Origin of the sequence: Salmonella sp. A7 (genome assembly GCF_020181675.1) — a bacterium.
GTDB classification, from domain to species: domain Bacteria; phylum Pseudomonadota; class Gammaproteobacteria; order Enterobacterales; family Enterobacteriaceae; genus Salmonella; species Salmonella enterica.
Map to the genome: position 1 here is coordinate 790,156 of NZ_CP084001.1, position 25,638 is coordinate 815,793.

General features: G+C 54.3%; 25 protein-coding genes and 1 other RNA gene. 17 read left to right on the forward strand and 9 right to left on the reverse strand.

Annotated elements, in window-relative coordinates; genetic code table 11:
- Window positions 1–101 precede the first annotated feature (101 nt).
- On the forward strand, window positions 102–611 hold the full coding sequence (locus tag LCS67_RS03795) for an MltR family transcriptional regulator (protein WP_000209974.1): 510 nt from the start codon (window positions 102–104) through the stop codon (window positions 609–611).
- Entirely contained in the window at window positions 608–1,324 is a 717-nt protein-coding gene (locus tag LCS67_RS03800) for a nucleoside/nucleotide kinase family protein (RefSeq protein WP_000684837.1), read from the forward strand. Before LCS67_RS03795 ends, LCS67_RS03800 begins: the two co-directional genes overlap by 4 nt.
- On the opposite strand, the gene LCS67_RS03805 is transcribed toward LCS67_RS03800, so the two are convergent.
- Genes LCS67_RS03805 through LCS67_RS03825 form a run of 5 tightly spaced genes read right to left on the reverse strand, consistent with a single transcriptional unit; the run spans window position 1,293 to window position 4,378 of the window.
- Window positions 1,293–1,982 (reverse strand): energy-coupling factor ABC transporter ATP-binding protein, encoded by a 690-nt coding sequence (locus LCS67_RS03805; RefSeq protein ID WP_023136678.1) that lies wholly within the window; start codon window positions 1,980–1,982, stop codon window positions 1,293–1,295. The genes LCS67_RS03800 and LCS67_RS03805 overlap by 32 nt on opposite strands.
- A complete protein-coding gene (locus LCS67_RS03810; RefSeq protein ID WP_001517914.1) occupies window positions 1,976–2,653 on the reverse strand; it encodes an ABC transporter ATP-binding protein in 678 nt (225 codons plus the stop codon). Before LCS67_RS03810 ends, LCS67_RS03805 begins: the two co-directional genes overlap by 7 nt.
- Window positions 2,641–3,348, reverse strand: coding sequence for an energy-coupling factor transporter transmembrane component T (locus LCS67_RS03815; protein ID WP_000553256.1), 708 nt, complete (start codon window positions 3,346–3,348; stop codon window positions 2,641–2,643). The genes LCS67_RS03810 and LCS67_RS03815 overlap by 13 nt, the downstream gene beginning before the upstream one ends.
- A complete protein-coding gene (locus LCS67_RS03820; RefSeq protein WP_000124001.1) occupies window positions 3,349–3,927 on the reverse strand; it encodes an ECF transporter S component in 579 nt (192 codons plus the stop codon).
- Window positions 3,928–3,952: 25 nt separating this feature from the next.
- A complete protein-coding gene (locus LCS67_RS03825; RefSeq protein WP_000218563.1) occupies window positions 3,953–4,378 on the reverse strand; it encodes a PPC domain-containing DNA-binding protein in 426 nt (141 codons plus the stop codon).
- Window positions 4,379–4,751: 373 nt separating this feature from the next.
- On the opposite strand from LCS67_RS03825, the gene epd reads away from it, so the two are divergent.
- From epd to LCS67_RS03855, 6 genes are all read left to right on the forward strand, one after another.
- The gene (gene epd, locus LCS67_RS03830; RefSeq protein WP_023241571.1) at window positions 4,752–5,798 is read left to right on the forward strand and encodes an erythrose-4-phosphate dehydrogenase; all 1,047 of its coding nucleotides are present in this window, start codon (window positions 4,752–4,754) and stop codon (window positions 5,796–5,798) included.
- A 21-nt stretch (window positions 5,799–5,819) separates the two neighbouring features.
- Window positions 5,820–6,983 carry a phosphoglycerate kinase gene (pgk, locus tag LCS67_RS03835; RefSeq protein WP_000111274.1) on the forward strand — a complete coding sequence of 388 codons (1,164 nt, stop codon included), beginning with the start codon at window positions 5,820–5,822 and terminating at the stop codon, window positions 6,981–6,983.
- A gap of 101 nt (window positions 6,984–7,084) precedes the next feature.
- Window positions 7,085–8,164, forward strand: a complete 1,080-nt coding sequence (gene fbaA, locus LCS67_RS03840) for a class II fructose-bisphosphate aldolase (RefSeq protein ID WP_000034386.1) — start codon at window positions 7,085–7,087, stop codon at window positions 8,162–8,164.
- A gap of 222 nt (window positions 8,165–8,386) precedes the next feature.
- Window positions 8,387–9,247 (forward strand): small-conductance mechanosensitive channel MscS, encoded by an 861-nt coding sequence (locus LCS67_RS03845; RefSeq protein WP_000389833.1) that lies wholly within the window; start codon window positions 8,387–8,389, stop codon window positions 9,245–9,247.
- 200 nt (window positions 9,248–9,447) lie between these two features.
- A complete protein-coding gene (argO, locus tag LCS67_RS03850) occupies window positions 9,448–10,083 on the forward strand; it encodes an arginine exporter ArgO (RefSeq protein ID WP_000626876.1) in 636 nt (211 codons plus the stop codon).
- Window positions 10,084–10,176: 93 nt separating this feature from the next.
- Complete coding sequence (locus tag LCS67_RS03855) at window positions 10,177–10,923, forward strand: oxidative stress defense protein (protein WP_000669854.1); 747 nt, start codon at window positions 10,177–10,179, stop codon at window positions 10,921–10,923.
- A gap of 167 nt (window positions 10,924–11,090) precedes the next feature.
- Here LCS67_RS03855 and argP read toward each other — a convergent pair whose 3' ends face one another.
- On the reverse strand, window positions 11,091–11,984 hold the full coding sequence (gene argP / locus LCS67_RS03860) for a DNA-binding transcriptional regulator ArgP (RefSeq protein WP_000828345.1): 894 nt from the start codon (window positions 11,982–11,984) through the stop codon (window positions 11,091–11,093).
- 153 nt (window positions 11,985–12,137) lie between these two features.
- Here argP and rpiA point away from each other — a divergent pair, with 153 nt between their 5' ends.
- A complete protein-coding gene (gene rpiA / locus LCS67_RS03865; protein WP_000189741.1) occupies window positions 12,138–12,797 on the forward strand; it encodes a ribose-5-phosphate isomerase RpiA in 660 nt (219 codons plus the stop codon).
- A gap of 266 nt (window positions 12,798–13,063) precedes the next feature.
- The gene (gene serA, locus LCS67_RS03870; protein ID WP_001151627.1) at window positions 13,064–14,296 is read left to right on the forward strand and encodes a phosphoglycerate dehydrogenase; all 1,233 of its coding nucleotides are present in this window, start codon (window positions 13,064–13,066) and stop codon (window positions 14,294–14,296) included.
- Between the two features lie 380 nt (window positions 14,297–14,676).
- Here serA and LCS67_RS03875 read toward each other — a convergent pair whose 3' ends face one another.
- The 3 genes from LCS67_RS03875 to zapA form a co-directional block, all read right to left on the reverse strand.
- Entirely contained in the window at window positions 14,677–15,273 is a 597-nt protein-coding gene (locus LCS67_RS03875; RefSeq protein ID WP_031607403.1) for a 5-formyltetrahydrofolate cyclo-ligase, read from the reverse strand.
- 20 nt (window positions 15,274–15,293) lie between these two features.
- Window positions 15,294–15,477: non-coding RNA, 6S RNA (gene ssrS, locus LCS67_RS03880), on the reverse strand.
- Window positions 15,478–15,518: 41 nt separating this feature from the next.
- Window positions 15,519–15,848, reverse strand: a complete 330-nt coding sequence (gene zapA / locus LCS67_RS03885) for a cell division protein ZapA (RefSeq protein ID WP_001276011.1) — start codon at window positions 15,846–15,848, stop codon at window positions 15,519–15,521.
- Window positions 15,849–16,014: 166 nt separating this feature from the next.
- Between zapA and LCS67_RS03890 the strand changes: the two genes are divergently transcribed.
- The 7 genes from LCS67_RS03890 to gcvP all read left to right on the forward strand — a co-directional run bounded on the left by LCS67_RS03890 (window position 16,015) and on the right by gcvP (window position 25,438).
- Window positions 16,015–16,593 (forward strand): YecA family protein, encoded by a 579-nt coding sequence (locus LCS67_RS03890; RefSeq protein WP_000027236.1) that lies wholly within the window; start codon window positions 16,015–16,017, stop codon window positions 16,591–16,593.
- Between the two features lie 25 nt (window positions 16,594–16,618).
- Window positions 16,619–17,935: a Xaa-Pro aminopeptidase gene (gene pepP, locus LCS67_RS03895; protein WP_000193690.1), complete on the forward strand. Its 1,317-nt coding sequence runs from the start codon at window positions 16,619–16,621 to the stop codon at window positions 17,933–17,935.
- Window positions 17,932–19,110, forward strand: coding sequence for a 2-octaprenyl-6-methoxyphenyl hydroxylase (ubiH, locus tag LCS67_RS03900; protein ID WP_000111142.1), 1,179 nt, complete (start codon window positions 17,932–17,934; stop codon window positions 19,108–19,110). Before pepP ends, ubiH begins: the two co-directional genes overlap by 4 nt.
- A gap of 125 nt (window positions 19,111–19,235) precedes the next feature.
- A complete protein-coding gene (gene ubiI / locus LCS67_RS03905) occupies window positions 19,236–20,438 on the forward strand; it encodes an FAD-dependent 2-octaprenylphenol hydroxylase (RefSeq protein ID WP_001192136.1) in 1,203 nt (400 codons plus the stop codon).
- Window positions 20,439–20,892: 454 nt separating this feature from the next.
- Window positions 20,893–21,987 carry a glycine cleavage system aminomethyltransferase GcvT gene (gene gcvT / locus LCS67_RS03910; RefSeq protein ID WP_031566508.1) on the forward strand — a complete coding sequence of 365 codons (1,095 nt, stop codon included), beginning with the start codon at window positions 20,893–20,895 and terminating at the stop codon, window positions 21,985–21,987.
- Between the two features lie 25 nt (window positions 21,988–22,012).
- Window positions 22,013–22,402 (forward strand): glycine cleavage system protein GcvH, encoded by a 390-nt coding sequence (gcvH, locus tag LCS67_RS03915; RefSeq protein ID WP_001295377.1) that lies wholly within the window; start codon window positions 22,013–22,015, stop codon window positions 22,400–22,402.
- 162 nt (window positions 22,403–22,564) lie between these two features.
- Window positions 22,565–25,438 (forward strand): aminomethyl-transferring glycine dehydrogenase, encoded by a 2,874-nt coding sequence (gcvP, locus tag LCS67_RS03920; protein WP_031566498.1) that lies wholly within the window; start codon window positions 22,565–22,567, stop codon window positions 25,436–25,438.
- Window positions 25,439–25,638 lie beyond the last annotated feature (200 nt).

The window sequence follows — 25,638 nt, forward strand, 5'->3', positions numbered from 1 at the left end:
GAATTATTTAGGGTATATACTCTGGGCTTTTCAGGATAAAGGACGGTGGCAAGTCCACGCCCACCTGTAGCTTGAAAGACGATGAGTATATCGGGACACAAATGACGACGCTGACAGAAGACGATGTGCTTGAGCAACTGGATGCTCAAAATAATTTACTTTCGTTTATGACGACGGCACATAACATTTTGCTCCAGGGCATTAAGCGCTTTCTGCCGTCGCTATTTGTCGATAATGATGAAGAAATTGTGGAATATGCAGTGAAGCCGTTACTCGCCCAAAGCGGGCCGCTTGACGATATCGACGTTGCATTACGTCTGATTTATGCGCTGGGGAAAATGGATAAATGGCTCTACGCTGACATCACCCATTTTTCTCAGTTTTATCAGTACCTGCATGAACAGGACGCGATTCCCGGTTTTGCCGACGACATTACCTGGGACTTCATCAGTAACGTTAACTGTATTACCCGTAATGCGCCCTTATATGGCGCGCTGGAGTCGATGAAGTTTGCCGACTTCGCCGCGTGGTCTGAGGTGCGTTTTACCGGTATGGTCAAAACGGCGATGGCGCTGGCGGTAACGACAATTTTAAAGGAATTAACGCCGTGAAAATCGCATTAACGGTTAATGGGCTGCACGTTGAAGCACATTATCATGATGATGAAATAGAGAAGGTTCACAAGCCCTTACTGCAACAACTGGCTAAAATACATGCCGCTAAACCTGAGCGCCGTACCATCGTTTTTCTTAGCGCGCCGCCCGGCACAGGCAAATCCACGCTGACCACCTTCTGGGAATATCTCTCTCGTCAGGATGCTGGCCTGCCGGAAATTCAAACGCTTCCCATGGATGGCTTTCATTACTATAACCGCTGGCTGGAGGCGCATCATTTACGTGCCTGTAAAGGCGCGCCGGAAACCTTTGACGTTGATAAGCTGGCGGAAAATCTGCGTCTGGTGCGGGCTGGCGAAGCGACCTGGCCGCAGTACGACCGACAGCGGCACGACCCGGTGGAACACGCTGTTATGGTCACGGCGCCGATCGTGATTGTGGAAGGAAACTGGCTCCTGCGGGATGACGACAGATGGCGCGCGTTAGCGGAGTTTTGCGATTTCTCATTATTTATTCGCGCCCCGGCGGAAACCTTACGCGCCCGGTTGATTGGACGTAAACTGGCGGGAGGATTATCACAGGCGGAGGCGGAAACCTTTTATGAACGCACCGACGGCCCAAATGTGCGCCGGGTGCTGGAAAGTAGCCTGCCAGCCGATCTCATGCTGGAAATGACCTCTACGGGCGAATATCGGATGGCGTGTCCTTAATGATGTTACGCGGCGTTATCGCGCCATTATGCAGCCGTACCACCCGTGAAAAATGACGCCGGGTAAACGCAGCGTCATGGCTAATCGCCACGACGCTGGTTCCCCGTGCCCGGCATGTCGCCAGCCAGTGTTCAAATATGGTTAGCCAGTGGGCGTCAAAATCCCGGCTGGGTTCATCCAGCAATAGCACAGGCGGCGCCATCGCCTCCAGACTGGCGACCGCCACCATCCGGCGCTGCGCGGCGTGCAGATCGAGCGGGTGCGCCTCGGCGACGTCCGTTAGCTGACATAACCGCAGCGCGGCCTGCGTGCGCCGTGAAATTTCCTCCGCCGATAAGCGTTGTAGTTTCAGCCCAAAAGCGACCTCTTGCGCGACATTGCTGTGGAAAATCTGGTTTTCCGCTTCCTGAAAGAGTACGCCGATAGCGGCGGCGCGTTGACGATTTTTAAGCTGCGAAATCGGCTCTCCATTAAGCGTTACCGAGCCGGAAGTGGGGGAAAGCAGGCCGGACATAATCCGTAACAGCGTTGATTTTCCCGCGCCGTTATCGCCGGTCAACGCCAGCCATTCGCCGTCCTGAAGTTCAAGCGAGATAGCGTGCAGACAGTCAGCTGCGGCATTCGGCCAGCGATAAGCGACCTGATTTAACGTCAACATAATGGGGTTAGCGCTCCGTCACGCAATTGCCATACCCGCTGGCATCGCGTCAGAAAAGGAAAATGATTACGCTCAAAAAGCACAATGAGAGAATGACGTTCCAGCGCCCACTGTTGTAACCGTTCCAGCAGCGTCCCGGTGGCCGCTGACGTCAGCCGACTGAAGGCTTCATCAAGAACTAATAGCCTGGGCTGCATGGCAAGCGCGCTGGCAATCACTACCCGCTGCGTTTCGCCGCCGGAGAGCGTGCCGGGATGGCGATGGCGTAACGACTGGCAGTTTGTCAGGGTCAGCGCCTCGTCAATGCGCCGTAGAATTTCCGCTTCATGGAGGCCGAGATTCTCCGGGCCAAACGCCACCTCTTCCTCTACGCTAAAGGTACAGCCGGAAAGCTGTAAATATGGCGATTGCTGCACCAACTGGATGGTGGGCGACTGTTCTACCAGCGGGAGCCGCCCGATAGGGACGCCAAGCAGTAAGCCTGTGCCGTCAATATCACCGGGGAGATAATCCGGATACCAGCCAGCCATCAGTTGCGCCAGCGTACTTTTTCCGCTGCCGTTATCGCCGACTATCGCCACTATTCCGGGTGTTGAATAGTGGAAATCAAAACATGCCGGCGGGCGTGTCGCATCGGACGGAAGATAACGAAACTGCTCTAACGTAACCATATCCATACTCCCGCTTCCGCCAGTATTAGCAATACCATGCCATACCGCGCAACCCGTTGTAACACGCTATCTTTCGGCGCCCACAGCGTGGTTCGGGCGCGATGCAGCCGAAACCCCCGCATATCCAACGCCGCGCCGCGTATTGTCAGATCGTTAAGCGCATTTTGCGTAAGCGGCACGATCAGCGCAGGCATTGCCCGTAGCCGCTGATACCAGCCTTCATCCAGCGGTACGCCGCGTGCGCGCTGGGCTTCATGAACGATCGTCAGTTGTCGTTTGAGTTGTTCGACGACCAGCAGAGGGCCAGCGAACAGGTAAGCGATGCCGGGGGGCAGACGTGAAGCGAACAGGGCGCGAATAAACCGCTGAACCGGCACATACTGCATCCATAGCTGCGACGTCGACACGATCGCCAGCAGGCGTAGCCATAGCGTAACGGCATATATCCAGCGCTGCGGATCGCGAGGCTGCCCGCTTATCCATTCTGTTAGCCAACCGCCATGTACCAGCCATAGCCCAAACCCTAAAGACAGCATCAGCCAGGCGACATACTTCGCCCGCTGCCGCGTTGATTTCAGCGCCAGCAGACAGAGGAAGGCCGCCGCGCTATAAACCGGGAGCACGGTCTGCGCAGGGAGTAGCAGCGTGGTGCAGGCCGCCAGCGCCCATAAGGTTAACGAGGTAAACGGATGCATTTAGCGTACGGCTGACATCGCAGGAAAATGCCGTGTCGTACGTAACGGTAGCTGACGCAGCAACACCCAAACGATGATCGCCGTCAGAATTTTATCGACCAGATTAGCGCCTATGACGGTAATCGCGACCGACTCTACCAGGTTTTGGCCCATTGAATGCATCCAGGCGACGAATAAATCAGCGCCGCTGCCGGTAACGCCGCCAAAAAGCGCGGTACGAAGCGGTACGGCAACCAGCGTCACCGCTAACGTAATGACGACGCCGCTGACGATCACTTTGGGCAGGGTACGAAACCAGCCTGCGCGCGCCAGCCACCCGGCGACCAGGCCGATAACCATCGCTACCGGGGCAAACGCGGCAGCGATAGGATCGGTAAGCAGCCCCCACAGCAAGTTGGTCAGAAGCCCAGTCAACATGCCGATGAACGGTCCTAACAGTACCGCGCTAATTAAGGTGCCGATCGAGTCGAGAAAAATAGGCAGCTTCAACATGCTAATAAGCTGTCCGCCAATCATATTGATGGCAATAGCGATGACAATCAGCACCAGAGACTGGCTGGAAAACGGGCGACGCGCCATAAAGTACCTCTTAAAGAGTCGTCAATTAACGGGAAGAAATATGCAGTTCGTCATAACCGGAAATGGCGCACGGTTGACGGCTGAACGTCAGCGCTGGCAGCTCGCCGATAACCAGTTCCAGCGTGGTACGCACGGTACACCCTGACATCATATGGCCGCCGAGCATGGCCCCGTAGGGATCTGATACCGCGAGATGCAGATGCTCGCCGGTCAATTCAAGCGTGCCGTTTAGCGAGATAACTTCAAACGTGCCGGTGAGCGATGTGGTCGCCTCTTGCCCGGCATAACGCAGCGCAACATCGGCCAGACTGCCGGTACACCCTGCAATCCAGGCGGCATGTAATTGGTTCTGTTGCACAAAGGCGTGTAATTGGGAAAACACTTCCTGGCCGGGAAGCAGACGAAGCGCGTAAAAGCGCGCTGTAGAGGCATTGTGGTGAGATACAGTCATCGTTACAGGACTCCGAGACTCGGACGTGGCGCTGATAATATAGACGCTGGCGGCAGCGCTTTCTGATATAAATCAGTATTTGTGACGCGGCGATGAAAAGATCTGACGGATGTACTGGTGATTCTTAAATATGGAATAAATTGCAGCGTAAGCGGCCTTGAAATGTGATGCAGGTCAGATAACTGTCTTCTTCGACTGGACAAACATTCCTTTTATTCCCCGTTTCGCTTATTCTAGCTGAAGCGTTTCAGTTAATTAAATGTTCGACAATTAACCAATCAGTCGCAGTTTGCGACAGGTGAGGTTTTACTCGACGATGAGCTGCATTACTCTGTCAGCCTCATCTGAATCGGGATAGCCTTGCAGGAGACCTATGACCGTACGCATAGCGATTAATGGCTTTGGTCGCATCGGGCGTAACGTGGTTCGTGCTTTGTATGAATCCGGACGTCGGGCGGAAATTACCGTGGTGGCCATCAACGAGCTGGCGGATGCCGCAGGCATGGCGCATTTGTTGAAATACGATACCAGCCACGGGCGTTTTGCATGGGAGGTTCGCCATGAGCGCGAGCAGCTTTTTGTCGGCGACGATGTCATTCGTATTCTGCATGAACGAACGCTGGCGGATCTGCCGTGGCGCGAACTGGGCGTGGATATCGTGTTGGATTGTACGGGCGTATATGGCAACCGGGAGCATGGCGAGGCGCATATTGCCGCTGGCGCGAAGAAAGTGCTCTTTTCTCATCCGGGCAGCAACGATCTTGACGCCACCGTCGTTTTTGGCGTGAACCAGAACCAACTGTGTGCGGAACATCGTATTGTCTCAAACGCGTCCTGTACCACGAATTGCATAATTCCCGTCATTAAATTGTTGGATGATGCTTACGGCATCGAGTCTGGTACCGTCACGACGATCCACTCCGCGATGAACGATCAGCAGGTGATCGACGCGTATCACTCCGATCTACGGCGCACGCGCGCGGCCAGCCAGTCGATTATCCCGGTAGATACAAAACTGGCGGCAGGCATTACGCGTATATTCCCGCAGTTTAACGATCGTTTTGAGGCGATTGCGGTGCGCGTTCCAACCATTAATGTGACGGCGATCGATTTAAGCGTAACGGTGAAAAAACCAGTAAAAGCCAGTGAAGTCAACCAGTTGCTGCAAAAAGCAGCACAAGGTGCATTTCATGGTATAGTTGACTATACGGAATCACCGTTGGTCTCGATAGATTTTAACCACGACCCGCACAGCGCCATTGTTGATGGCACGCAAACCCGGGTCAGTGGCGCCCACCTGATCAAGACGCTGGTCTGGTGCGATAATGAATGGGGCTTTGCTAACCGGATGCTCGACACCACGTTAGCGATGGCCGCAGTTGGTTTCAGGCTCGACGCGTCAGCGTCGACAAAACTTTAAGCATCATTGAGAGGATTCACCATGTCTGTAATTAAGATGACCGATCTGGATCTGGCCGGGAAACGCGTTTTTATCCGTGCGGATCTGAACGTACCTGTTAAAGAAGGGAAAGTGACCAGCGACGCGCGTATCCGCGCCTCTCTGCCGACCATCGAACTGGCTCTGAAACAGGGCGCGAAAGTGATGGTAACTTCCCACCTGGGTCGTCCTACCGAAGGCGAGTACAACGAAGAATTCTCTCTGCTGCCGGTTGTTAACTACCTGAAAGACAAACTGTCTAACCCGGTTCGCCTGGTCAAAGATTACCTGGACGGCGTTGACGTGGCCGAAGGTGAGCTGGTGGTTCTGGAAAACGTTCGCTTTAACAAAGGCGAAAAGAAAGACGACGAAGCGCTGTCTAAAAAATATGCCGCCCTGTGTGACGTATTCGTGATGGACGCCTTTGGTACTGCGCACCGCGCGCAGGCTTCTACCCACGGTATCGGCAAATTTGCTGACGTCGCGTGCGCAGGCCCGCTGCTGGCCGCTGAACTGGATGCGCTGGGTAAAGCGCTGAAAGAGCCGGCTCGTCCGATGGTGGCTATCGTTGGTGGTTCTAAAGTATCTACCAAACTGACCGTTCTGGATTCCCTGTCTAAAATCGCTGACCAGCTGATTGTCGGCGGCGGTATCGCCAATACCTTCGTTGCCGCTCAGGGCCACAGCGTCGGTAAATCCCTGTACGAAGCTGACCTGGTTGACGAAGCAAAACGTCTGCTGACCACTTGCGATATCCCGGTTCCGACCGATGTTCGCGTTGCCACCGAGTTCTCCGAAACCGCACCGGCGACTCTGAAATCCGTTAACGACGTGAAAGAAGACGAGCAGATCCTGGATATCGGCGATGCTTCCGCTCAGCAGCTGGCTGAAATCCTCAAGAATGCCAAAACCATTCTGTGGAACGGCCCGGTTGGCGTGTTTGAGTTCCCGAACTTCCGTAAAGGGACTGAAATCGTGGCGAATGCCATCGCTGATAGCGAAGCGTTTTCTATCGCTGGCGGCGGCGACACCCTGGCGGCAATCGACCTGTTCGGCATTGCTGACAAAATTTCCTACATTTCTACTGGCGGCGGCGCATTCCTCGAATTCGTGGAAGGTAAAGTTCTGCCAGCCGTAGCGATGCTCGAAGAGCGCGCTAAGAAGTAATCGTTACGGGCAGGGATTCCTGCCCGTTGATTTATTGCCGATCTGACATTCAGGGCGGCCCGTGTTTTTTCCCAAAGCCCGACGATACAGGACAACGAAACATGTCTAAAATTTTTGATTTCGTAAAACCAGGCGTGATCACTGGTGATGACGTACAGAAAGTGTTCCAGGTAGCAAAAGAAAACAATTTTGCTCTGCCGGCAGTTAACTGCGTGGGCACTGATTCCATCAACGCTGTTCTGGAAACCGCTGCAAAAGTTAAAGCACCGGTCATCGTTCAGTTCTCCAACGGCGGTGCTTCCTTCATCGCGGGTAAAGGCGTGAAAACTGACGTACCTCAGGGCGCGGCAATCCTGGGCGCTATCTCTGGCGCGCATCACGTTCACCAGATGGCTGAGCACTACGGTGTTCCGGTTATCCTGCACACTGACCACTGCGCCAAGAAACTGCTGCCGTGGATCGACGGTCTGCTGGACGCGGGTGAAAAACACTTCGCAGCGACCGGTAAACCGCTGTTCTCTTCTCACATGATCGACCTGTCTGAAGAGTCTCTGCACGAAAACATCGAAATCTGCTCCAAATACCTGGCGCGCATGTCCAAAATTGGCATGACTCTGGAAATCGAACTGGGTTGCACCGGTGGCGAAGAAGACGGCGTGGACAACAGCCACATGGACGCTTCTGCCCTGTACACCCAGCCGGAAGATGTTGATTACGCGTACACTGAGCTGAGCAAAATCAGCCCGCGTTTCACCATTGCCGCTTCCTTCGGTAACGTACACGGCGTTTACAAGCCGGGTAACGTGGTTCTGACCCCGACCATTCTGCGTGATTCTCAGGACTATGTTTCTAAGAAACACAACCTGCCGCACAACAGCCTGAACTTCGTTTTCCACGGTGGTTCCGGTTCTACCGCTCAGGAAATCAAAGACTCCGTAAGCTACGGCGTAGTGAAAATGAACATCGATACCGATACCCAATGGGCAACCTGGGAAGGTGTTCTGAACTACTACAAAGAAAACGAAGCGTATCTGCAAGGTCAGCTGGGCAACCCGAAAGGCGAAGATCAGCCGAACAAGAAATACTATGACCCACGCGTATGGCTGCGTGCTGGCCAGACTTCGATGATCGCTCGTCTGGAAAAAGCATTTAAAGAACTGAACGCGATTGACGTTCTGTAATGTAGTCTGTTGATTAAAATGGCTTCCCTTGGGAAGCCATTTTTTTATCGTTATTCCCGGAGAGCGGCGTTAGCGCTTTCATCCGGCCAACTCACAGTGTACCTGCCTTTTTGGGGATGATGCCGAAAAATGGCATATTCCTCTGTTTTTGTTTACCTTTAAAAAGTTCTTTTCGTGAGAATGATCTCATTTGCTTGTTTTGCTATGACCAAGGAATATTGAATGGAAGATTTGAATGTTGTCGACAGCATAAATGGTGCGGGCACCTGGCTGGTACGCAACCAGGCGTTATTGCTCAGCTATGCTGTGAATATTGTTGCGGCTATCGCTATTATCATCATCGGCTTGATTGTAGCGCGCGTGATCTCCAATACGGTAAATCGTCTGATGCGTGCGCGTCATATTGATGCGACAGTGGCCGACTTTCTTTCTGCGCTGGTGCGCTATGGGGTTATCGCTTTTACGCTGATTGCGGCTCTGGGTCGCGTGGGGGTTCAAACCGCCTCGGTTATTGCCGTACTGGGCGCCGCCGGTTTAGCCGTTGGCCTGGCATTACAGGGATCGCTCTCTAACCTTGCGGCTGGGGTATTGCTGGTTATGTTCCGTCCGTTTCGCGCCGGTGAGTATGTCGATTTGGGCGGCGTTGCCGGTACGGTACTGAATGTGCAAATCTTTTCCACGACAATGCGCGCGGTAGACGGCAAAATTATTGTGATTCCGAATGGCAAAATTATCGCGGGAAATATCATCAACTATTCTCGTGAGCCGGTTCGCCGTAACGAATTCATTATTGGGGTGGCCTACGATTCGGATATCGATCAGGTGAAACAGCTGCTAACGACGATTATCGAGTCCGACGATCGTATTTTAAAAGATCGCGAAATGACGGTACGTTTGAATGAGCTGGGCGCCTCATCAATTAATTTTGTGGTGCGTGTCTGGAGTAAAAGCAGCGACCTGCAAAATGTCTACTGGGACGTGCTGGAACGTATTAAACGTGAATTCGACGCCGCTGGTATTAGCTTCCCGTACCCGCAGATGGACGTCAATTTTAAACGTGTGAAAGATAACGCCGCGGAGTAATTTTTCTCCCGCGCTGCCTGCCGGCGCTGCGCTTATCCGCCTCCAGTATTCTCTGGTTATTGAGCGGATAAGCGTAGCCGCCATCCGTTATTCAGTCTCTTCATTAGCTTTTCTTATTAGTGATTAAAATTATCAATTTCCGCTAATAATATTCCCGCGCTATAGTCTGCCTTTAAGAAAAACAGCTCAGGGTAGTTAACGTGATATCTTATTATTTTCAAGGGCTTGCCCTTGGCGCCGCCATGATCCTTCCGCTTGGCCCGCAAAATGCGTTTGTGATGAATCAGGGAATTCGTCGCCAGTACCACCTCATGATAGCGCTGCTTTGCGCGTTAAGTGATTTAGTCCTGATCAGCGCCGGTATTTTTGGCGGCAGCGCGTTGCTGATGCAGTCGCCGTGGCTGCTGGCGCTGGTCACATGGGGCGGGGTCGCGTTCTTGTTATGGTACGGTTTTGGCGCGCTGAAAACGGCAATGAGCAGTAATCTGGAGCTGGCCAGCGCCGAGGTTATGAAGCAGGGGCGCTGGAAAATTATTGCTACGATGCTGGCGGTAACGTGGCTGAATCCGCACGTTTATCTGGATACGTTTGTCGTGTTGGGCAGTCTCGGCGGGCAACTGGCTATGGAGCCAAAGCGCTGGTTTGCTCTCGGCACGATTAGCGCGTCGTTCTTATGGTTTTTTGGGTTAGCGCTACTGGCGGCCTGGCTTGCGCCTCGACTGCGTACGGCGAAAGCTCAACGCATTATCAACATTCTGGTTGGGGTGGTGATGTGGCTTATCGCCTTCCAACTGGCGCGGGAAGGCGTCGCGCATATGCACGCGCTTTTCAACTAAGCGTTGTCTGATGGACAACAGGCCGATATCCGCTAAGCTTGCCTGCATGCGCCCTGTATATCAGGGCAATGACTGCAATATGGAGGAGAGACTGTGAAGTTCAAAGTGATGGCCCTGGCGGCATTAGTGGGTTTAAGTGCAATGTCGGCGCAGGCAAGCGAATTGCCGGAAGGCCCGCACATCGTGACTTCCGGTACGGCAAGCGTCGATGCTGTGCCTGATATCGCCACCTTAGCGATTGAAGTGAACGTCGCGGCGAAGGATGCGGCGACGGCGAAGAAGCAGGCCGATGAGCGCGTGGCGCAATATCTTTCCTTCCTTGAGCAAAATCAGATTGCGAAAAAAGACATTAGCGCGGCGAATCTGCGCACGCAGCCGGATTATGATTACCAAAACGGTAAAAGCATTCTGAAAGGGTATCGCGCGGTGCGAACCGTTGAAGTGACGCTGCGTCAGTTAGATAAACTCAATTCGCTGCTGGACGGCGCGCTGAAGGCGGGTCTGAACGAGATTCGTTCGGTATCGCTGGGCGTGGCGCAACCGGACGCCTATAAAGACAAGGCCCGCAAAGCCGCCATTGATGACGCGATTCATCAGGCGCAAGCGCTGGCAGCCGGTTTTAACAGCAAATTGGGGCCGGTTTACAGCGTTCGTTACCATGTCTCTAATTATCAGCCGAGTCCGGTGGTGCGAATGATGAAAGCCGCAGATGCTGCGCCGGTATCCGCGCAGGAAACTTACGAGCAGCCGACTATTCAGTTCGACGATCAGGTCGATGTGGTATTCCAGCTTGAACCTGGAACAGGGCAGACGTCGACAACGGCCGCCAGCACGCAGTAATCTCGCCCGGCCTGGGCGCTTCCAGGCCGCGTTTTCTCCCGGTGTTCTCGTTTTTTGCCGCCTGAACGCAATGATTTTGTGATGAATTTCAAAGAAGCGACGGGGGAATAATGGGTCATGCAGGCCGGATAAGACGTTCACGCCGCCATCCGGCATTCATTGAGAGGCTAATCCTGACGCAGCACCTTGTGCCCGTACTCCAGTAGCGCGTCGGTCACTTTGCGCATCATCCGGCTTTCCGGGGCAAAGCGGTGCCAGTAAAGCATCCGGCGTTGTAGCAAACCAGGCGTTAAGTTGATCAACTCGCCGCTTTCCAGCTCTTTCTCAATCTGCAGGTGAGGGATCATGCAGCAGGTCGTGCCCTGACGCGCAAGCTGTACAAACGCTTCGGATGAATTAACGATATGACACGGCACGCTGCCGGGTGGTAGATCGAAATTCTGTTGCAAAAAGGCCTGATGCATATCATCCAGATGGTCGAACGCGACGGCGGGCGCTTTCAGCAGCGACGACCGGGTAACACCATTGGGGAAATAGCGCTCGGCAAACGGCTTTGACGCGACAAACAGATAGTCGAGCGCGCCCAGTTTGTCTACCAGGCAACTGGGCAGCGCCTGATGCTGAATACTCACCGCGCCCACCACCTCGCCGCGACGCAGACGTTCTTGCGTGCGCGTTTCATCTTCCACCTGTAAATTGAGACGGATAGGGGAGTCCGCCAGCACCGGCGCCAGCGCCGGAAGCAGCCAGGTCGCCAGACTGTCGGCGTTAACCGCCAGCGACAGCAGCAGCGGCGTAGAGCCGGTTTGTTCATCGCCCAGCCACTCTTCTTCCAGCAGTTCAACCTGACGCAGCAGAGCCAGTAATTTTTGCCCTTGCTCCGTGGGGCGAGGAGGAACGGTACGCACCAACAACGGTTGTCCGAACATATTCTCAAGCTGTTTTATGCGCTGTGAGACGGCGGATTGCGTGATGCACAGCTTCTGGGCGGCGCGCTCGAATCCTCGTTCACGTATAACGGCATCCAGCGCCTGTAGTGTTCTGTAGTCCGGACGTTTCATTGTTGTGTCATGCTCCTGTTATTTTTTTCCGCACTATGACATAAATTTGCCGTCGGTACAGATGAAATCCGTAGCCTGTGTACGGACACGGAGATTTTTCCCGACAATGTTCTATAATGCGGCTGTATTTTCACACCACAGGCGAAACGATCTATGACGCAGGATGAACTGAAAAAAGCGGTAGGATGGGCGGCACTTCAGTATGTACAGCCCGGCACCATTGTGGGCGTTGGTACAGGCTCAACGGCCGCACACTTTATTGATGCGCTGGGCACAATGAAAGGCCAGATTGAAGGCGCGGTCTCCAGCTCGGACGCCTCGACTGAAAAACTCAAAGGCCTCGGTATTCATGTGTTTGATCTCAACGAAGTGGATAGCCTGGGTATCTATGTCGATGGCGCGGACGAAATCAACGGTCATATGCAGATGATTAAAGGCGGCGGCGCGGCATTAACCCGTGAGAAAATTATTGCTTCCGTGGCGGAGAAATTTATCTGCATTGCGGATGCCTCTAAGCAGGTAGATATTCTTGGCAAATTCCCGTTGCCGGTCGAAGTGATTCCGATGGCGCGCAGCGCGGTCGCTCGTCAACTGGTGAAGCTGGGCGGGCGTCCGGAGTACCGTCAGAACGTGGTCACGGATAACGGCAACGTGATTCTGGATGTTTATGGTATGGAAATCCTTGATCCCATCGCGCTGGAAAACGCCATTAACGCGATTCCGGGCGTCGTGACCGTAGGGTTGTTCGCCAACCGTGGCGCCGATGTCGCACTGATCGGCACGCCGGACGGGGTGAAAACCATCGTAAAATGATCCCGCCAGGCGTATTTCCTGCCGCGTAAAAAATTCGGTCAGGGCAAATTTGGTGACATGTATCACGTTTAATCGTTTGCCCTGCCGATCCCTCCAAAGAAAAAGTTATTCCCGGTATTTTCATCTGCTATTTCCCGCTGTATGCGATTCCTTCACGACGCTGGCGCAAACGTTCATATTGCCGTGATAATTTTTTTTGATATGTTGAAGGACGGATGCAAATCCACACACAACATCAGATGGCAAAAAAAGACAGGATCGGGGAAATGGCAAAGGTATCGCTGGAGAAAGATAAAATTAAATTTCTGCTGGTTGAAGGGGTGCATCAAAAGGCGCTGGAAAGCCTTCGTGCGGCAGGTTACACCAACATTGAATATCACAAGGGCGCGCTGGACGCTGAACAGTTGAAAGCGTCCATCCGCGATGCTCACTTCATCGGTCTGCGATCCCGTACTCATCTGACAGAAGAAGTGATTAACGCCGCAGAGAAGCTAGTGGCGATTGGCTGTTTTTGCATCGGCACCAACCAGGTGGATTTAAATGCGGCGGCAAAACGCGGTATTCCGGTCTTTAACGCGCCATTCTCGAATACCCGTTCCGTGGCGGAGCTGGTGATTGGCGAGCTATTGCTGCTGCTGCGCGGCGTGCCGGAAGCGAACGCCAAAGCGCACCGCGGCGTATGGAATAAACTGGCGGCGGGATCGTTCGAAGCGCGCGGTAAAAAGCTTGGCATTATCGGCTACGGCCATATCGGAACGCAGTTGGGCATTCTGGCGGAATCGCTGGGGATGCATGTCTATTTCTATGATATTGAAAATAAACTGCCGCTCGGTAACGCAACTCAGGTGCAGCACCTGTCTGAATTGCTGAATATGAGCGATGTGGTCAGTCTGCACGTACCTGAAAACGCCTCCACCAAAAACATGATGGGCGCAAAAGAGATAGCCCTGATGAAGCCGGGTTCGCTGCTGATTAACGCCGCGCGCGGTACGGTAGTGGATATCCCGGCTTTGTGCGACGCGCTGGCGACGAAACATCTGGCGGGGGCGGCTATCGACGTCTTCCCGACGGAACCGGCCACTAATAGCGATCCGTTTACCTCTCCGCTGTGCGAATTCGATAACGTGATCCTGACGCCGCATATCGGCGGCTCGACGCAGGAGGCGCAAGAAAACATCGGTCTGGAAGTCGCAGGAAAACTGATTAAGTACTCGGATAACGGCTCGACGCTTTCCGCCGTGAACTTCCCGGAAGTGTCGCTGCCGCTGCACGGTGGTCGTCGCCTGATGCACATCCACGAAAACCGCCCGGGCGTATTGACCGCGCTTAACCAGATCTTTGCCGAGCAGGGCGTTAACATTGCCGCACAGTATCTGCAAACCTCCGCCCGAATGGGGTATGTGGTAATTGATATAGAAGCCGATGGCGATGTAGCGGAGAAAGCGCTGCTGGCGATGAAGGCGATTCCGGGCACCATTCGCGCCCGTCTACTGTACTAATTTCCTCTAAATGGGCAGGAGATGACCTGCCCATCCTTTCTCTGGTTTCCCTGCCTCAACATCTCTTCGTGTAACGCATACATTCTGTTTTCGAGCCTTGCCGCAATTGGTAATTAAAGGCAGCGTTGCGTGTTGTACAGCAATAAAAGGAATTTACGATAAGGGCTCAGCATAGCGCTGAAACGGGAAAGCCCCTACCGAAGCAGGGGCTCTAAAAAGGAAAGGGACGATGATGAGATACGTCATCATGCTGCTGATCCTGTTAATCATCGCTTGCCCAGCATATTAACAGTGAGTACGCAGGAGGGAGGTTCGCCTCCCTCACCCTTCACCGAGAAATTTAGGTCAAAAAAGCGACGCTGTCAATCGACAAAACACGGCTACCACTCCCAAATTTTGGATGGCGTTACCACCGCAGGCAGCGGGATATCCCACTCTTCAACCGGCAGTTTTTCCACTAACTGGCAATCATGCGCGTAGCCCACAGGTAGGATCTTATGCTGCTGCCAGTTTTGTAGCGTGCGGTCATAAAAACCGCCGCCCATACCTAAACGCTGCCCGTCTTCGTCAAACGCGACTAACGGCGTTACCAGCACATCCAGCTTTGCCAGCGGCAATACGTCGCGGACATCAAGCCGTGGCTCCTGAATCTTTAAGCGGTTGGTCACCAGCACACTCTGCGGATGATAGTGCAGGAACAGGAGGTTGCCGGGGCTGAAGGGATGAAGAACCGGAAGGTAGACGCGCTTGCCCGCTTGCCATAGCTGTTCAATCAGCGGCTGGGTGTCGAGTTCGCCATCAAAGGAGAGAAACACGGCGACAGTGTGCGCCATCACGACGGGAGGAAAGCTGAGCATTCGGGCGGCGGCCTGTTGACCAAAGCGGCGTTGCTGCTCTGGCGTCAGCGCGCGGCGACGTTGCCGAATCATTCGGCGGATTTCTTGTCGTGATAAAGAGAGTTCGGGAAGTTGCGTCATGGCTGTCGCCAGTCAGAAGGGGAATCTCCGAGATGCCGCCGCAGGCTGTAACCCTTGAACCCTTGGTTCAAGGTGAATGTGTCGTCACAGTTTTAAGGCTTCTCGGACGAACCGAGCATGCTCACCAACCGCGGAGCGCCACATTCTTGTGGTATGAAATATCGGCTCAGGGGACTGGCCCGCTTGCAAACATCTCAGAGAAATTCTGTTTTCACAATCACTTTACCATAGTAAAGCGAAAAGTGTTATTCAAAGTTTTGGCCCGTTTTTTCGGTTATGCGACCTTGATCAAGCAACGCCTGTTCGATGGTCTGTTGTAGCATCCGAATACGTTGTTCCATGCTCGCCGCGTAATCGCGGGTCTTCGCTTTTTCCTGAGTTAACTCATAGCTGATATTCAATGCGGCAATGAAAACCAACTGCTCAGTATTTGTGACTCTAGTGCGAACTTTCAGATCTTGCAACCGCTGATTCAGATCGTCCGCAGCCTGATTCAACGCATCCCTTTGGTCAGGCGGGCAATTCACTCGCAGTGAACGGCCAAATATTTGGATATCGACGGGTTGTGCAGACATGCCACCTTCCTGCTGATTGACTGCGCTGCCTTCGTCTCCAGACCCAGGGTCCGCGAAGGGGCGACACTATAGCTACCCTGGTGTGAAGATACAAGCCCTTTTCTGGTTCACCAGGGTCCAAAGTGGTAGCATATCATGAATATCCTCCCTTTGATGACGAATGCTTATGTCTATACAGAACGAAATGCCTGGTTACAACGAAATGAACCGGTTTTTGAATCAACAAGGGGCCGGTCTGACCCCGGCTGAAATGCATGGTTTAATCAGCGGGATGATTTGCGGCGGCAACAACGACAGCTCATGGCAGCCGCTGTTGCACGACCTGACGAACGAAGGTCTGGCCTTCGGGCATGAGCTTGCTCAGGCGCTGCGCAAAATGCACGCGGCGACCAGCGACGCGCTGGAAGACGACGGCTTTCTTTTTCAGCTTTATCTGCCTGAAGGCGACGATGTCAGCGTATTCGATCGCGCAGATGCATTAGCCGGGTGGGTTAACCACTTTTTGCTTGGCCTCGGCGTAACGCAGCCTAAACTTGATAAAGTCACCGGCGAAACGGGTGAAGCGATTGACGACCTGCGTAATATTGCGCAGCTTGGTTATGATGAGAGCGAAGATCAGGAAGAGCTGGAGATGTCGCTCGAAGAGATCATCGAATATGTCCGTGTTGCGGCGCTGTTATGTCATGACACTTTCACGCGCCAACAGCCGACCGCGCCGGAAGTGCGTAAACCGACGCTACACTAAGAAAAAACGAAATGGAGGCCATGTCATGACTCAGCAGGAATACCAACGCCGTCGCCAGGCATTACTGGCGCAAATGCAGCCCGGCAGCGCCGCGCTGATCTTTGCCGCGCCGGAGGCGACGCGCAGCGCAGACAGTGAATATCCGTATCGCCAGAGTAGCGACTTCTGGTATTTCACCGGTTTTAACGAACCGGAAGCCGTGCTGGTACTGATTAAGAGTGATGACACCCACAACCACAGCGTTTTGTTCAACCGCGTTCGCGACCTGACGGCGGAAATCTGGTTTGGTCGCCGTTTAGGACAGGATGCCGCGCCGGAAAAACTGGGCGTTGACCGGGCGCTGGCGTTTAGCGAAATCAACCAGCAACTCTTTCAGTTGCTTAATGGTCTGGATGTGGTGTACCACGCGCAGGGCGAATATGCGTATGCCGACGAGGTTGTTCTGGCTGCGCTGGAGAAGCTGCGTAAAGGCTCTCACCAGAATCTGACCGCGCCGGCCACCATGACTGACTGGCGACCGATTGTCCATGAGATGCGCCTGTTCAAATCGCCGGAAGAGATTGCTGTCCTGCGCCGCGCCGGGGAAATTAGCGCGCTGGCGCATATCCGCGCGATGGAAAAATGTCGTCCGGGGATGTTTGAGTATCAGCTGGAGGGTGAAATTCACCACGAATTTAACCGCCACGGCGCACGCTATCCCTCCTATAACACCATTGTCGGCAGCGGCGAAAATGGCTGTATCCTGCATTACACTGAAAACGAAAGTGAAATGCGCGACGGCGATTTAGTGCTTATCGACGCGGGCTGTGAATATAAAGGTTACGCGGGCGACATCACGCGTACTTTCCCGGTGAACGGGAAATTTACGCCAGCTCAGCGTGAAATTTATGACATCGTTCTGGAATCGCTGGAGACCAGCCTGCGACTGTTCCGTCCTGGTACCTCTGTTCAGGAGGTGACCGGCGAAGTCGTGCGCATCATGATAACCGGGCTGGTGAAGCTGGGGATTTTGCAAGGAGAGGTTGATCAACTGATTGCCGAAAATGCGCATCGTCCTTTCTTTATGCATGGCTTGAGCCACTGGCTGGGGCTGGATGTTCATGATGTCGGCGTTTATGGGCCGGATCGCTCCCGCATCCTGGAGCCGGGCATGGTGCTGACCGTAGAGCCAGGCCTCTATATCGCGCCGGATGCCGACGTGCCGGAAGCGTATCGCGGCATTGGCGTTCGAATTGAAGATGACATTGTCATTACCGAAACCGGTAATGAAAACCTGACCGCTGGCGTTGTGAAGAAGGCGGATGACATTGAGGCATTAATGGCGGCGGCGCGGCAGCAATGAGCGTCATTATCGTTGGCGGCGGCATGGCAGGCGCAACGCTGGCGCTAGCCATCTCTCAGTTCAGTCATGGGACGTTGCCGGTACACCTGATTGAAGCGAAAGCGCCTGAAGCCGACGGTCATCCCGGTTTTGACGCCAGAGCGATTGCGCTGGCGGCGGGCACTTGCCAGCAACTGGCGCGAATTGGCGTCTGGCAGGCGATTTCCGATTGCGCAACGGCAATCAACACCGTACACGTCAGCGATCGCGGTCATGCCGGATTTGTGACTCTCGACGCGCAGGATTACAGCCTGGCAGCGTTGGGTCACGTTGCGGAGCTGCATGATATCGGGCTGCGTCTGTTTGCGCTCTTGCGTAAAGCGCCGGGCGTTACGCTGCACTGCCCGGAGCGCGTGGCCAGCGTGTCGCGTACCCAACAGCAGGTTAACGTCACTCTGGAAAACGGCAATGTGATAGCTGGCAGCGTGCTGGTGGCGGCTAACGGCACCCACTCTGCGCTCGCGTCAGCCTGCGGCGTTGACTGGCATCAGGAGCCTTACGAACAGTTAGCGGTGATAGCGAATGTCGCGACCGCTATCCCGCACCAGGGACGCGCCTTTGAACGTTTTACCCCCAATGGCCCGCTGGCGATGTTGCCGATGTCGCATGGCCGATGTTCGCTGGTTTGGTGTCACCCGCTCGACCAGCGCGATGAGGTGCTGAGCTGGTCCGACGCGCAGTTCTGTCATGCGTTGCAGGCCGCGTTCGGCTGGCGGCTGGGGCGAATTACTCAGGCCGGTAAGCGCAGCGCGTATCCGCTTGCCCTTACTACGGCGGCAAAAGTGTTTACTCACCGGACTGTCGTGGTCGGCAATGCGGCGCAGACGTTGCATCCTATCGCCGGACAAGGGTTTAATCTCGGTCTGCGCGATGTCATGAGCCTGGCGGAAACGCTGGTCGCGGCACAGGACGCGGGCGAGGATATTGGCGCCTGGCACGTGTTATCGCGCTATCAGCAGCGTCGTCAGGTTGACCGGGATACGACGATTGGCGTAACGAACGGTCTGGTCCATCTATTTGCAAATCGTTGGGCGCCGCTGGTTATTGGGCGCAATATCGGTTTAATGGCGATGGAATTATTACCGCCTGCGCGCGATGCGCTGGCACAGCGGACCTTAGGTTGGGTTGCGCGTTAAGCCGATCTGTAGGCCGGATAAGGCATTTACGCCGCCATCCGGCATCGTGTTCGTAAAAATACCGGATGGCAGCTTCGCCTTATCCGGCCTACGGTTTTGATTGTTCCGGTTTCCAGGAGTAAATAGTGCAAAGTGTTGATGTAGCAATAGTTGGCGGAGGCATGGTGGGACTGGCTGTCGCCTGCGGCTTGCAGGGGAGCGGTTTGCGCGTTGCGGTACTGGATCACATTGTCCCCCAGCCGTTGGCGAACGATGCGCCGCCTCAGCTTCGGGTGTCGGCGATTAATGCCGCCAGCGAAAAACTGCTTACCCGTCTTGGCGTATGGTCAAACATTGTGGCGCGACGGGCAAGTTGCTATCACGGTATGGAAGTCTGGGATAAAGACAGCTTTGGCCGTATTACGTTTGATGACGCAAGCATGGGATATAGCCATCTGGGGCATATTGTTGAAAACAGCGTCATTCACTACGCACTGTGGCAAAAAGCGCAGCAAGCGGCGGATATCACCTTAATGGCGCCAGCAGAGTTACAGCAGGTCGCCTGGGGGGAGAACGACGCCTTCCTGACTTTAAAAGACGGCGCGATGTTAACCGCGCGTCTGGTGATTGCCGCGGATGGCGCCAACTCCTGGCTGCGTAACAAAGCGGATATTCCCTTAACTTTCTGGGACTACCGTCACCATGCGCTGGTAGCGACTATCCGCACCGAAGAGCCGCACGGCGCGGTTGCTCGCCAGGTGTTTCATGGTAAAGGTATTCTGGCGTTTTTGCCGTTAAGCGATCCGCATCTGTGTTCCATTGTCTGGTCGCTTTCTCCGCAGGATGCGGAGCGTATGCAACAGAGCGGCGACGAGGCGTTTAACCAGGCGTTGACTATCGCCTTCGATAATCGGCTGGGCTTATGCCGCCTGGAAAGCGAACGGCAGGTTTTTCCTCTGACGGGCCGCTATGCTCGCCAGTTTGCCGCGCATCGTCTGGCGTTAGTCGGCGATGCCGCGCACACCATCCATCCGCTGGCAGGGCAAGGCGTCAACCTCGGCTTTATGGACGCGGCCGAACTGGTGGACGATCTGCGCCGGCTTCAGCGCCAGGGCAAAGACATTGGTCAACATCTTTATCTTCGTCGTTATGAGCGTAGCCGTAAACATAGCGCGGCGATGATGCTTGCCGGGATGCAAGGTTTTCGTGACCTGTTTGCCGGCGAAAACCCGGCAAAAAAATTGCTGCGCGACATCGGACTGAAACTGGCGGATACGCTCCCCGGCGTCAAACCCCAACTGCTTCGCCAGGCAATGGGGCTAAACGACCTTCCGCAATGGCTTCGTTAAGCGTCTGACTGCACGCTAGCAAGAGTTTGAAACCCGTCACACTTTGCTTTCCCGGCTATCGCGCCGGGGGGCTTTCCTCGTTTGAAATAATCTAATTTCACCGCCTATTTAGCATTATATTTTCTAATGCCACTATTTTTGTTGAACGCGATTTTCGACATTTTTTCCGCATTTAATATTAATTTATGTTGTGGTAAATCGTATCAGCTTCCTTTTTATGACGGTTATTTAGCGTAATAGTGGTTTTTTGTGCTGATGGGATTTTAGCGTTTTTTAGTCATAAGCTAATGTGATGGTAAATTCAGCCTTATGGTTTAGCGCCTGGTTCGGTGGTAAGTTCAGGAGCAAGAGAACGTTTGCGTCGGCGCAGGAAAAAGGGCGTCGATGCCAGGTTTCGTGGCGAAGATTTCCCATGAAAATGGTTGTTAGCCCCCGCTAATTCAACGAGGAAAAGATGGCCCAACAGACGCCTTTGTACGAACAACACACGCTATGCGGCGCCCGCATGGTCGATTTTCATGGCTGGATGATGCCCCTGCATTACGGCTCTCAGCTTGATGAACACCACGCTGTGCGCACCGATGCCGGGATGTTTGATGTATCGCATATGACCATTGTCGATCTTCATGGTAGCCGTACACGAGAGTTTCTACGTTATCTGCTGGCAAACGACGTCGCGAAGCTAACGAAGACGGGTAAAGCCCTCTACTCCGGTATGCTTAACGCATCGGGCGGCGTGATTGATGACCTTATCGTCTACTACTTCACTGAAGATTTCTTCCGTCTCGTTGTTAACTCCGCCACCCGCGAAAAAGACCTCTCCTGGATTACCCAACATGCTGAACTTTATGCCATCGACATCACCGTTCGTGACGACCTGTCGCTGATTGCGGTACAGGGGCCGAATGCGCAGGAAAAAGCGGCGACTCTGTTTACTGACCAACAGCGCCATGCAGTAGAAGGTATGAAGCCGTTCTTCGGCGTACAGGCGGGTGATTTGTTTATCGCCACCACCGGTTATACCGGCGAAGCGGGCTATGAAATCGCCATGCCGAATGAAAAAGCGGCGGATTTCTGGCGTGCGCTGGTGGAGGCGGGCGTGAAGCCGTGCGGTCTTGGCGCGCGCGACACGCTGCGTCTGGAAGCAGGCATGAACCTGTACGGTCAGGAGATGGATGAAGGTATCTCTCCGCTGGCGGCTAATATGGGATGGACTATCGCCTGGGAACCTGCTGACCGCGACTTTATTGGCCGTGAGGCGCTGGAGATGCAGCGTGAAAAAGGCCATGAGCAGCTTGTCGGTCTGGTGATGACCGAGAAAGGCGTATTGCGTAATGAACTGCCGGTGCGTTTTACCGATGCGCAGGGCAATCAGCAAGAAGGCATTATCACCAGCGGGACGTTTTCCCCAACGTTGGGCTACAGCATTGCGCTGGCGCGCGTTCCGGCGGGCATCGGCGAGACGGCGATTGTACAAATTCGTAACCGTGAAATGCCGGTAAAAGTGACTAAACCTGTTTTTGTGCGTAACGGCAAAGCCGTCGCGTGATTCATCCTTTTTTGGAGATTAATTGATGAGCAACGTACCCGCAGAACTGAAATACAGCAAAGAACACGAATGGCTGCGTAAAGAAGCGGATGGCACTTACACCGTTGGCATTACTGAACACGCTCAGGAGCTGTTGGGCGATATGGTTTTTGTTGATCTGCCGGAAGTCGGCGCGACCGTAAGCGCGGGCGACGACTGCGCCGTGGCGGAGTCCGTAAAAGCGGCGTCCGACATTTATGCGCCGGTAAGCGGCGAGATCGTGGCGGTAAACGATGCGCTGAGCGACTCCCCGGAGCTGGTGAACAGCGAACCGTATGCCGGTGGCTGGATCTTTAAAATCAAAGCCAGCGATGAAAGCGAACTTGAATCGCTGCTGGATGCCACCGCGTATGAGGCATTGTTAGAAGACGAATAATGTTGTGCCGGATGGCGCTAATGCTTATCCGGCCTACTCACTGCAACGCGAATGATTTTGCGTATTCGTTTTCGCACGCGTAGGCCCGGTAAGCGTCAGCGCCACCGGGCAATTGAGTTAGAGACACCTACGATTCACTGCACGTTTCAGGAACCATCGCCCATGACACAGACGTTAAGCCAGCTTGAAAACCGCGGCGCTTTCATTGAACGCCACATCGGACCGGACGCCGCGCAGCAGCAAGAGATGCTGAATGCGGTTGGCGCCGAGTCGTTAAACGCGCTGACAGGTCAGATTGTGCCGAAAGACATTCAGCTCGCGACTCCGCCGCAGGTTGGCGAGGCGGCAACCGAATATGCCGCACTGGCGGAATTAAAAGCCATCGCCGGGCGTAACAAGCGCTTCACGTCCTACATTGGCATGGGCTACACAGCCGTGCAGCTACCGCCGGTTATCCTGCGCAACATGCTGGAAAATCCAGGCTGGTATACCGCCTACACTCCTTATCAGCCGGAAGTCTCTCAGGGGCGTCTGGAAGCGCTGCTCAACTTCCAACAGGTGACGCTGGACCTGACGGGGCTGGACATGGCTTCCGCCTCGCTGCTGGATGAAGCGACCGCCGCCGCTGAAGCGATGGCGATGGCAAAGCGCGTCAGCAAACTGAAAAATGCCAACCGGTTCTTTGTCGCCTCTGATGTCCATCCGCAAACTCTGGACGTCGTGCGTACTCGCGCCGAAACCTTTGGCTTTGACGTCATTGTTGATGACGCGGCGAAAGCACTGGATCACCAGGATGTGTTTGGCGTGCTGTTACAACAGGTAGGCACCACGGGCGAAATTCACGACTACAGCGCACTGATTACTGAGCTGAAATCCCGTAAAGTTGTGGTCAGCGTCGCCGCCGATTTTATGGCGCTGGTGCTGCTGATGGCTCCGGGCAAACAGGGCGCGGACATTGTTTTCGGCTCTGCGCAACGCTTCGGCGTACCGATGGGGTACGGTGGCCCGCACGCGGCGTTCTTTGCCGCCAAAGACGAATTTAAACGCTCCATGCCAGGCCGTATTATCGGCGTCTCAAAAGATGCGGCGGGCAATACCGCACTGCGCATGGCGATGCAGACTCGCGAGCAGCATATCCGTCGTGAGAAAGCGAACTCCAATATTTGTACCTCGCAGGTACTGCTGGCTAACATCGCCAGTCTGTATGCCGTTTATCATGGTCCGGTCGGTCTGAAGCGCATCGCTAATCGTATCCACCGCCTGACCGATATTCTGGCGGCAGGTCTGCAGCAGAAAGGCTTAAAGCTGCGTCATGCGCATTACTTTGACACGCTGTGTGTGGAAGTGGCTGATAAAGCTGCGGTACTGGCGCGTGCGGAAGCGGCGGAGATCAATCTGCGCAGCGATATTCATAACGCGGTTGGTATTACGCTCGATGAAACCACCACCCGTGAGAATGTGGCGCAGTTGTTCAATGTTTTGCTGGGCGACAGCCACGGTCTGAACATTGAAACACTGGATAAAGACGTGGCGCTTGATAGCCGTTCCATTCAGCAAAGTATGCTGCGTGACGATGCGATTCTGACGCATCCGGTATTTAACCGTTACCACAGCGAAACCGAGATGATGCGCTACATGCACTCGCTGGAGCGTAAAGATCTGGCGCTGAATCAGGCGATGATCCCGCTGGGTTCCTGCACCATGAAGCTGAACGCCGCCGCCGAGATGATTCCTATCACCTGGCCGGAATTCGCTGAACTGCACCCGTTCTGCCCGCCGGAACAGGCCGAAGGATATCATCAGATGATTAGCCAGCTTTCTGACTGGCTGGTGAAACTCACCGGGTACGACGCCGTCTGTATGCAGCCTAACTCCGGCGCACAGGGGGAATACGCGGGGCTGCTGGCGATTCGTCACTATCACGAAAGCCGCAACGAAGGGCATCGCGATATCTGCCTGATTCCGGCCTCTGCTCACGGCACTAACCCTGCTTCTGCACATATGGCAGGAATGCAGGTGGTGGTTGTGGCGTGTGATAAGAACGGCAACATCGACCTGGACGATCTGCGAGCAAAAGCAGAACAACATGCTGCGAACCTCTCTTGCATCATGGTGACCTATCCGTCCACCCACGGCGTCTATGAAGAAACGATCCGTGAAGTGTGTGAAGTTGTGCACCAGTTCGGCGGTCAGGTTTACCTTGACGGCGCGAACATGAACGCCCAGGTCGGCATCACCTCACCGGGCTTTATTGGCGCGGACGTTTCGCATCTTAACCTGCATAAAACTTTTTGCATTCCGCACGGCGGCGGCGGCCCAGGCATGGGACCGATCGGCGTGAAAGCGCATCTGGCACCGTTTGTACCTGGTCATAGCGTGGTGCAAATCGAAGGGATGCTCACCCGTCAGGGCGCGGTGTCTGCCGCGCCGTTCGGTAGTGCCTCTATCCTGCCAATCAGCTGGATGTACATCCGCATGATGGGCGCAGAAGGCCTGAAGCAGGCAAGCCAGGTCGCGATTCTTAACGCTAACTACATTGCCAGCCGTCTGAAAGACGCGTACCCGGTACTGTATACCGGTCGCGATGGCCGTGTGGCGCACGAATGTATTCTTGATATTCGCCCATTGAAAGAAGAAACCGGCATCAGCGAGCTGGATATTGCCAAGCGTCTGATCGACTACGGTTTCCATGCGCCAACCATGTCGTTCCCGGTGGCGGGCACGCTGATGGTAGAGCCGACGGAATCTGAAGGTAAGGCCGAGCTGGATCGCTTTATCGATGCGATGCTGGCTATCCGCGCAGAGATTGACCAGGTGAAAGCCGGTGTCTGGCCGCTGGAAGATAACCCGCTGGTGAACGCGCCGCACATTCAGAACGAACTGGTCGCCGAGTGGGCGCATCCGTACAGCCGTGAAGTTGCCGTATTCCCGGCAGGCGTGGCAGACAAATACTGGCCGACGGTGAAACGTCTGGATGATGTTTATGGCGACCGTAACCTGTTCTGCTCCTGCGTACCGATTAGCGACTACCAGTAATTTACTGATTCGACTGTCTTCTAAAGGCGCTTCGGCGCCTTTTCAGCTTGTTAATAAAGTGCGCTTTGTTTATGTCGGATACAGTGTGAGTGCCTTATTCAGGCTACAAAGTGTTACTAATTCAATATATTACAGTAAATCGTTGGCTCCTGTCAGGTAACCTGGCGTTTGTATCAGTGTATTAGCCAGAATTAAATTAC

Coding starts and splice junctions, on each gene's coding strand:
- LCS67_RS03795 (WP_000209974.1), top strand. CDS start 102: ATGACGACGCTGACAGAAGACGATGTGCTTGAGCAACTGGATGCTCAA.
- LCS67_RS03805 (WP_023136678.1), bottom strand. CDS start 1,982: ATGTTGACGTTAAATCAGGTCGCTTATCGCTGGCCGAATGCCGCAGCT.
- LCS67_RS03810 (WP_001517914.1), bottom strand. CDS start 2,653: ATGGTTACGTTAGAGCAGTTTCGTTATCTTCCGTCCGATGCGACACGC.
- LCS67_RS03815 (WP_000553256.1), bottom strand. CDS start 3,348: ATGCATCCGTTTACCTCGTTAACCTTATGGGCGCTGGCGGCCTGCACC.
- LCS67_RS03820 (WP_000124001.1), bottom strand. CDS start 3,927: ATGGCGCGTCGCCCGTTTTCCAGCCAGTCTCTGGTGCTGATTGTCATC.
- LCS67_RS03825 (WP_000218563.1), bottom strand. CDS start 4,378: ATGACTGTATCTCACCACAATGCCTCTACAGCGCGCTTTTACGCGCTT.
- epd (WP_023241571.1), top strand. CDS start 4,752: ATGACCGTACGCATAGCGATTAATGGCTTTGGTCGCATCGGGCGTAAC.
- pgk (WP_000111274.1), top strand. CDS start 5,820: ATGTCTGTAATTAAGATGACCGATCTGGATCTGGCCGGGAAACGCGTT.
- fbaA (WP_000034386.1), top strand. CDS start 7,085: ATGTCTAAAATTTTTGATTTCGTAAAACCAGGCGTGATCACTGGTGAT.
- LCS67_RS03845 (WP_000389833.1), top strand. CDS start 8,387: ATGGAAGATTTGAATGTTGTCGACAGCATAAATGGTGCGGGCACCTGG.
- argP (WP_000828345.1), bottom strand. CDS start 11,984: ATGAAACGTCCGGACTACAGAACACTACAGGCGCTGGATGCCGTTATA.
- rpiA (WP_000189741.1), top strand. CDS start 12,138: ATGACGCAGGATGAACTGAAAAAAGCGGTAGGATGGGCGGCACTTCAG.
- serA (WP_001151627.1), top strand. CDS start 13,064: ATGGCAAAGGTATCGCTGGAGAAAGATAAAATTAAATTTCTGCTGGTT.
- LCS67_RS03875 (WP_031607403.1), bottom strand. CDS start 15,273: ATGACGCAACTTCCCGAACTCTCTTTATCACGACAAGAAATCCGCCGA.
- zapA (WP_001276011.1), bottom strand. CDS start 15,848: ATGTCTGCACAACCCGTCGATATCCAAATATTTGGCCGTTCACTGCGA.
- LCS67_RS03890 (WP_000027236.1), top strand. CDS start 16,015: ATGTCTATACAGAACGAAATGCCTGGTTACAACGAAATGAACCGGTTT.
- pepP (WP_000193690.1), top strand. CDS start 16,619: ATGACTCAGCAGGAATACCAACGCCGTCGCCAGGCATTACTGGCGCAA.
- ubiH (WP_000111142.1), top strand. CDS start 17,932: ATGAGCGTCATTATCGTTGGCGGCGGCATGGCAGGCGCAACGCTGGCG.
- gcvT (WP_031566508.1), top strand. CDS start 20,893: ATGGCCCAACAGACGCCTTTGTACGAACAACACACGCTATGCGGCGCC.
- gcvH (WP_001295377.1), top strand. CDS start 22,013: ATGAGCAACGTACCCGCAGAACTGAAATACAGCAAAGAACACGAATGG.
- gcvP (WP_031566498.1), top strand. CDS start 22,565: ATGACACAGACGTTAAGCCAGCTTGAAAACCGCGGCGCTTTCATTGAA.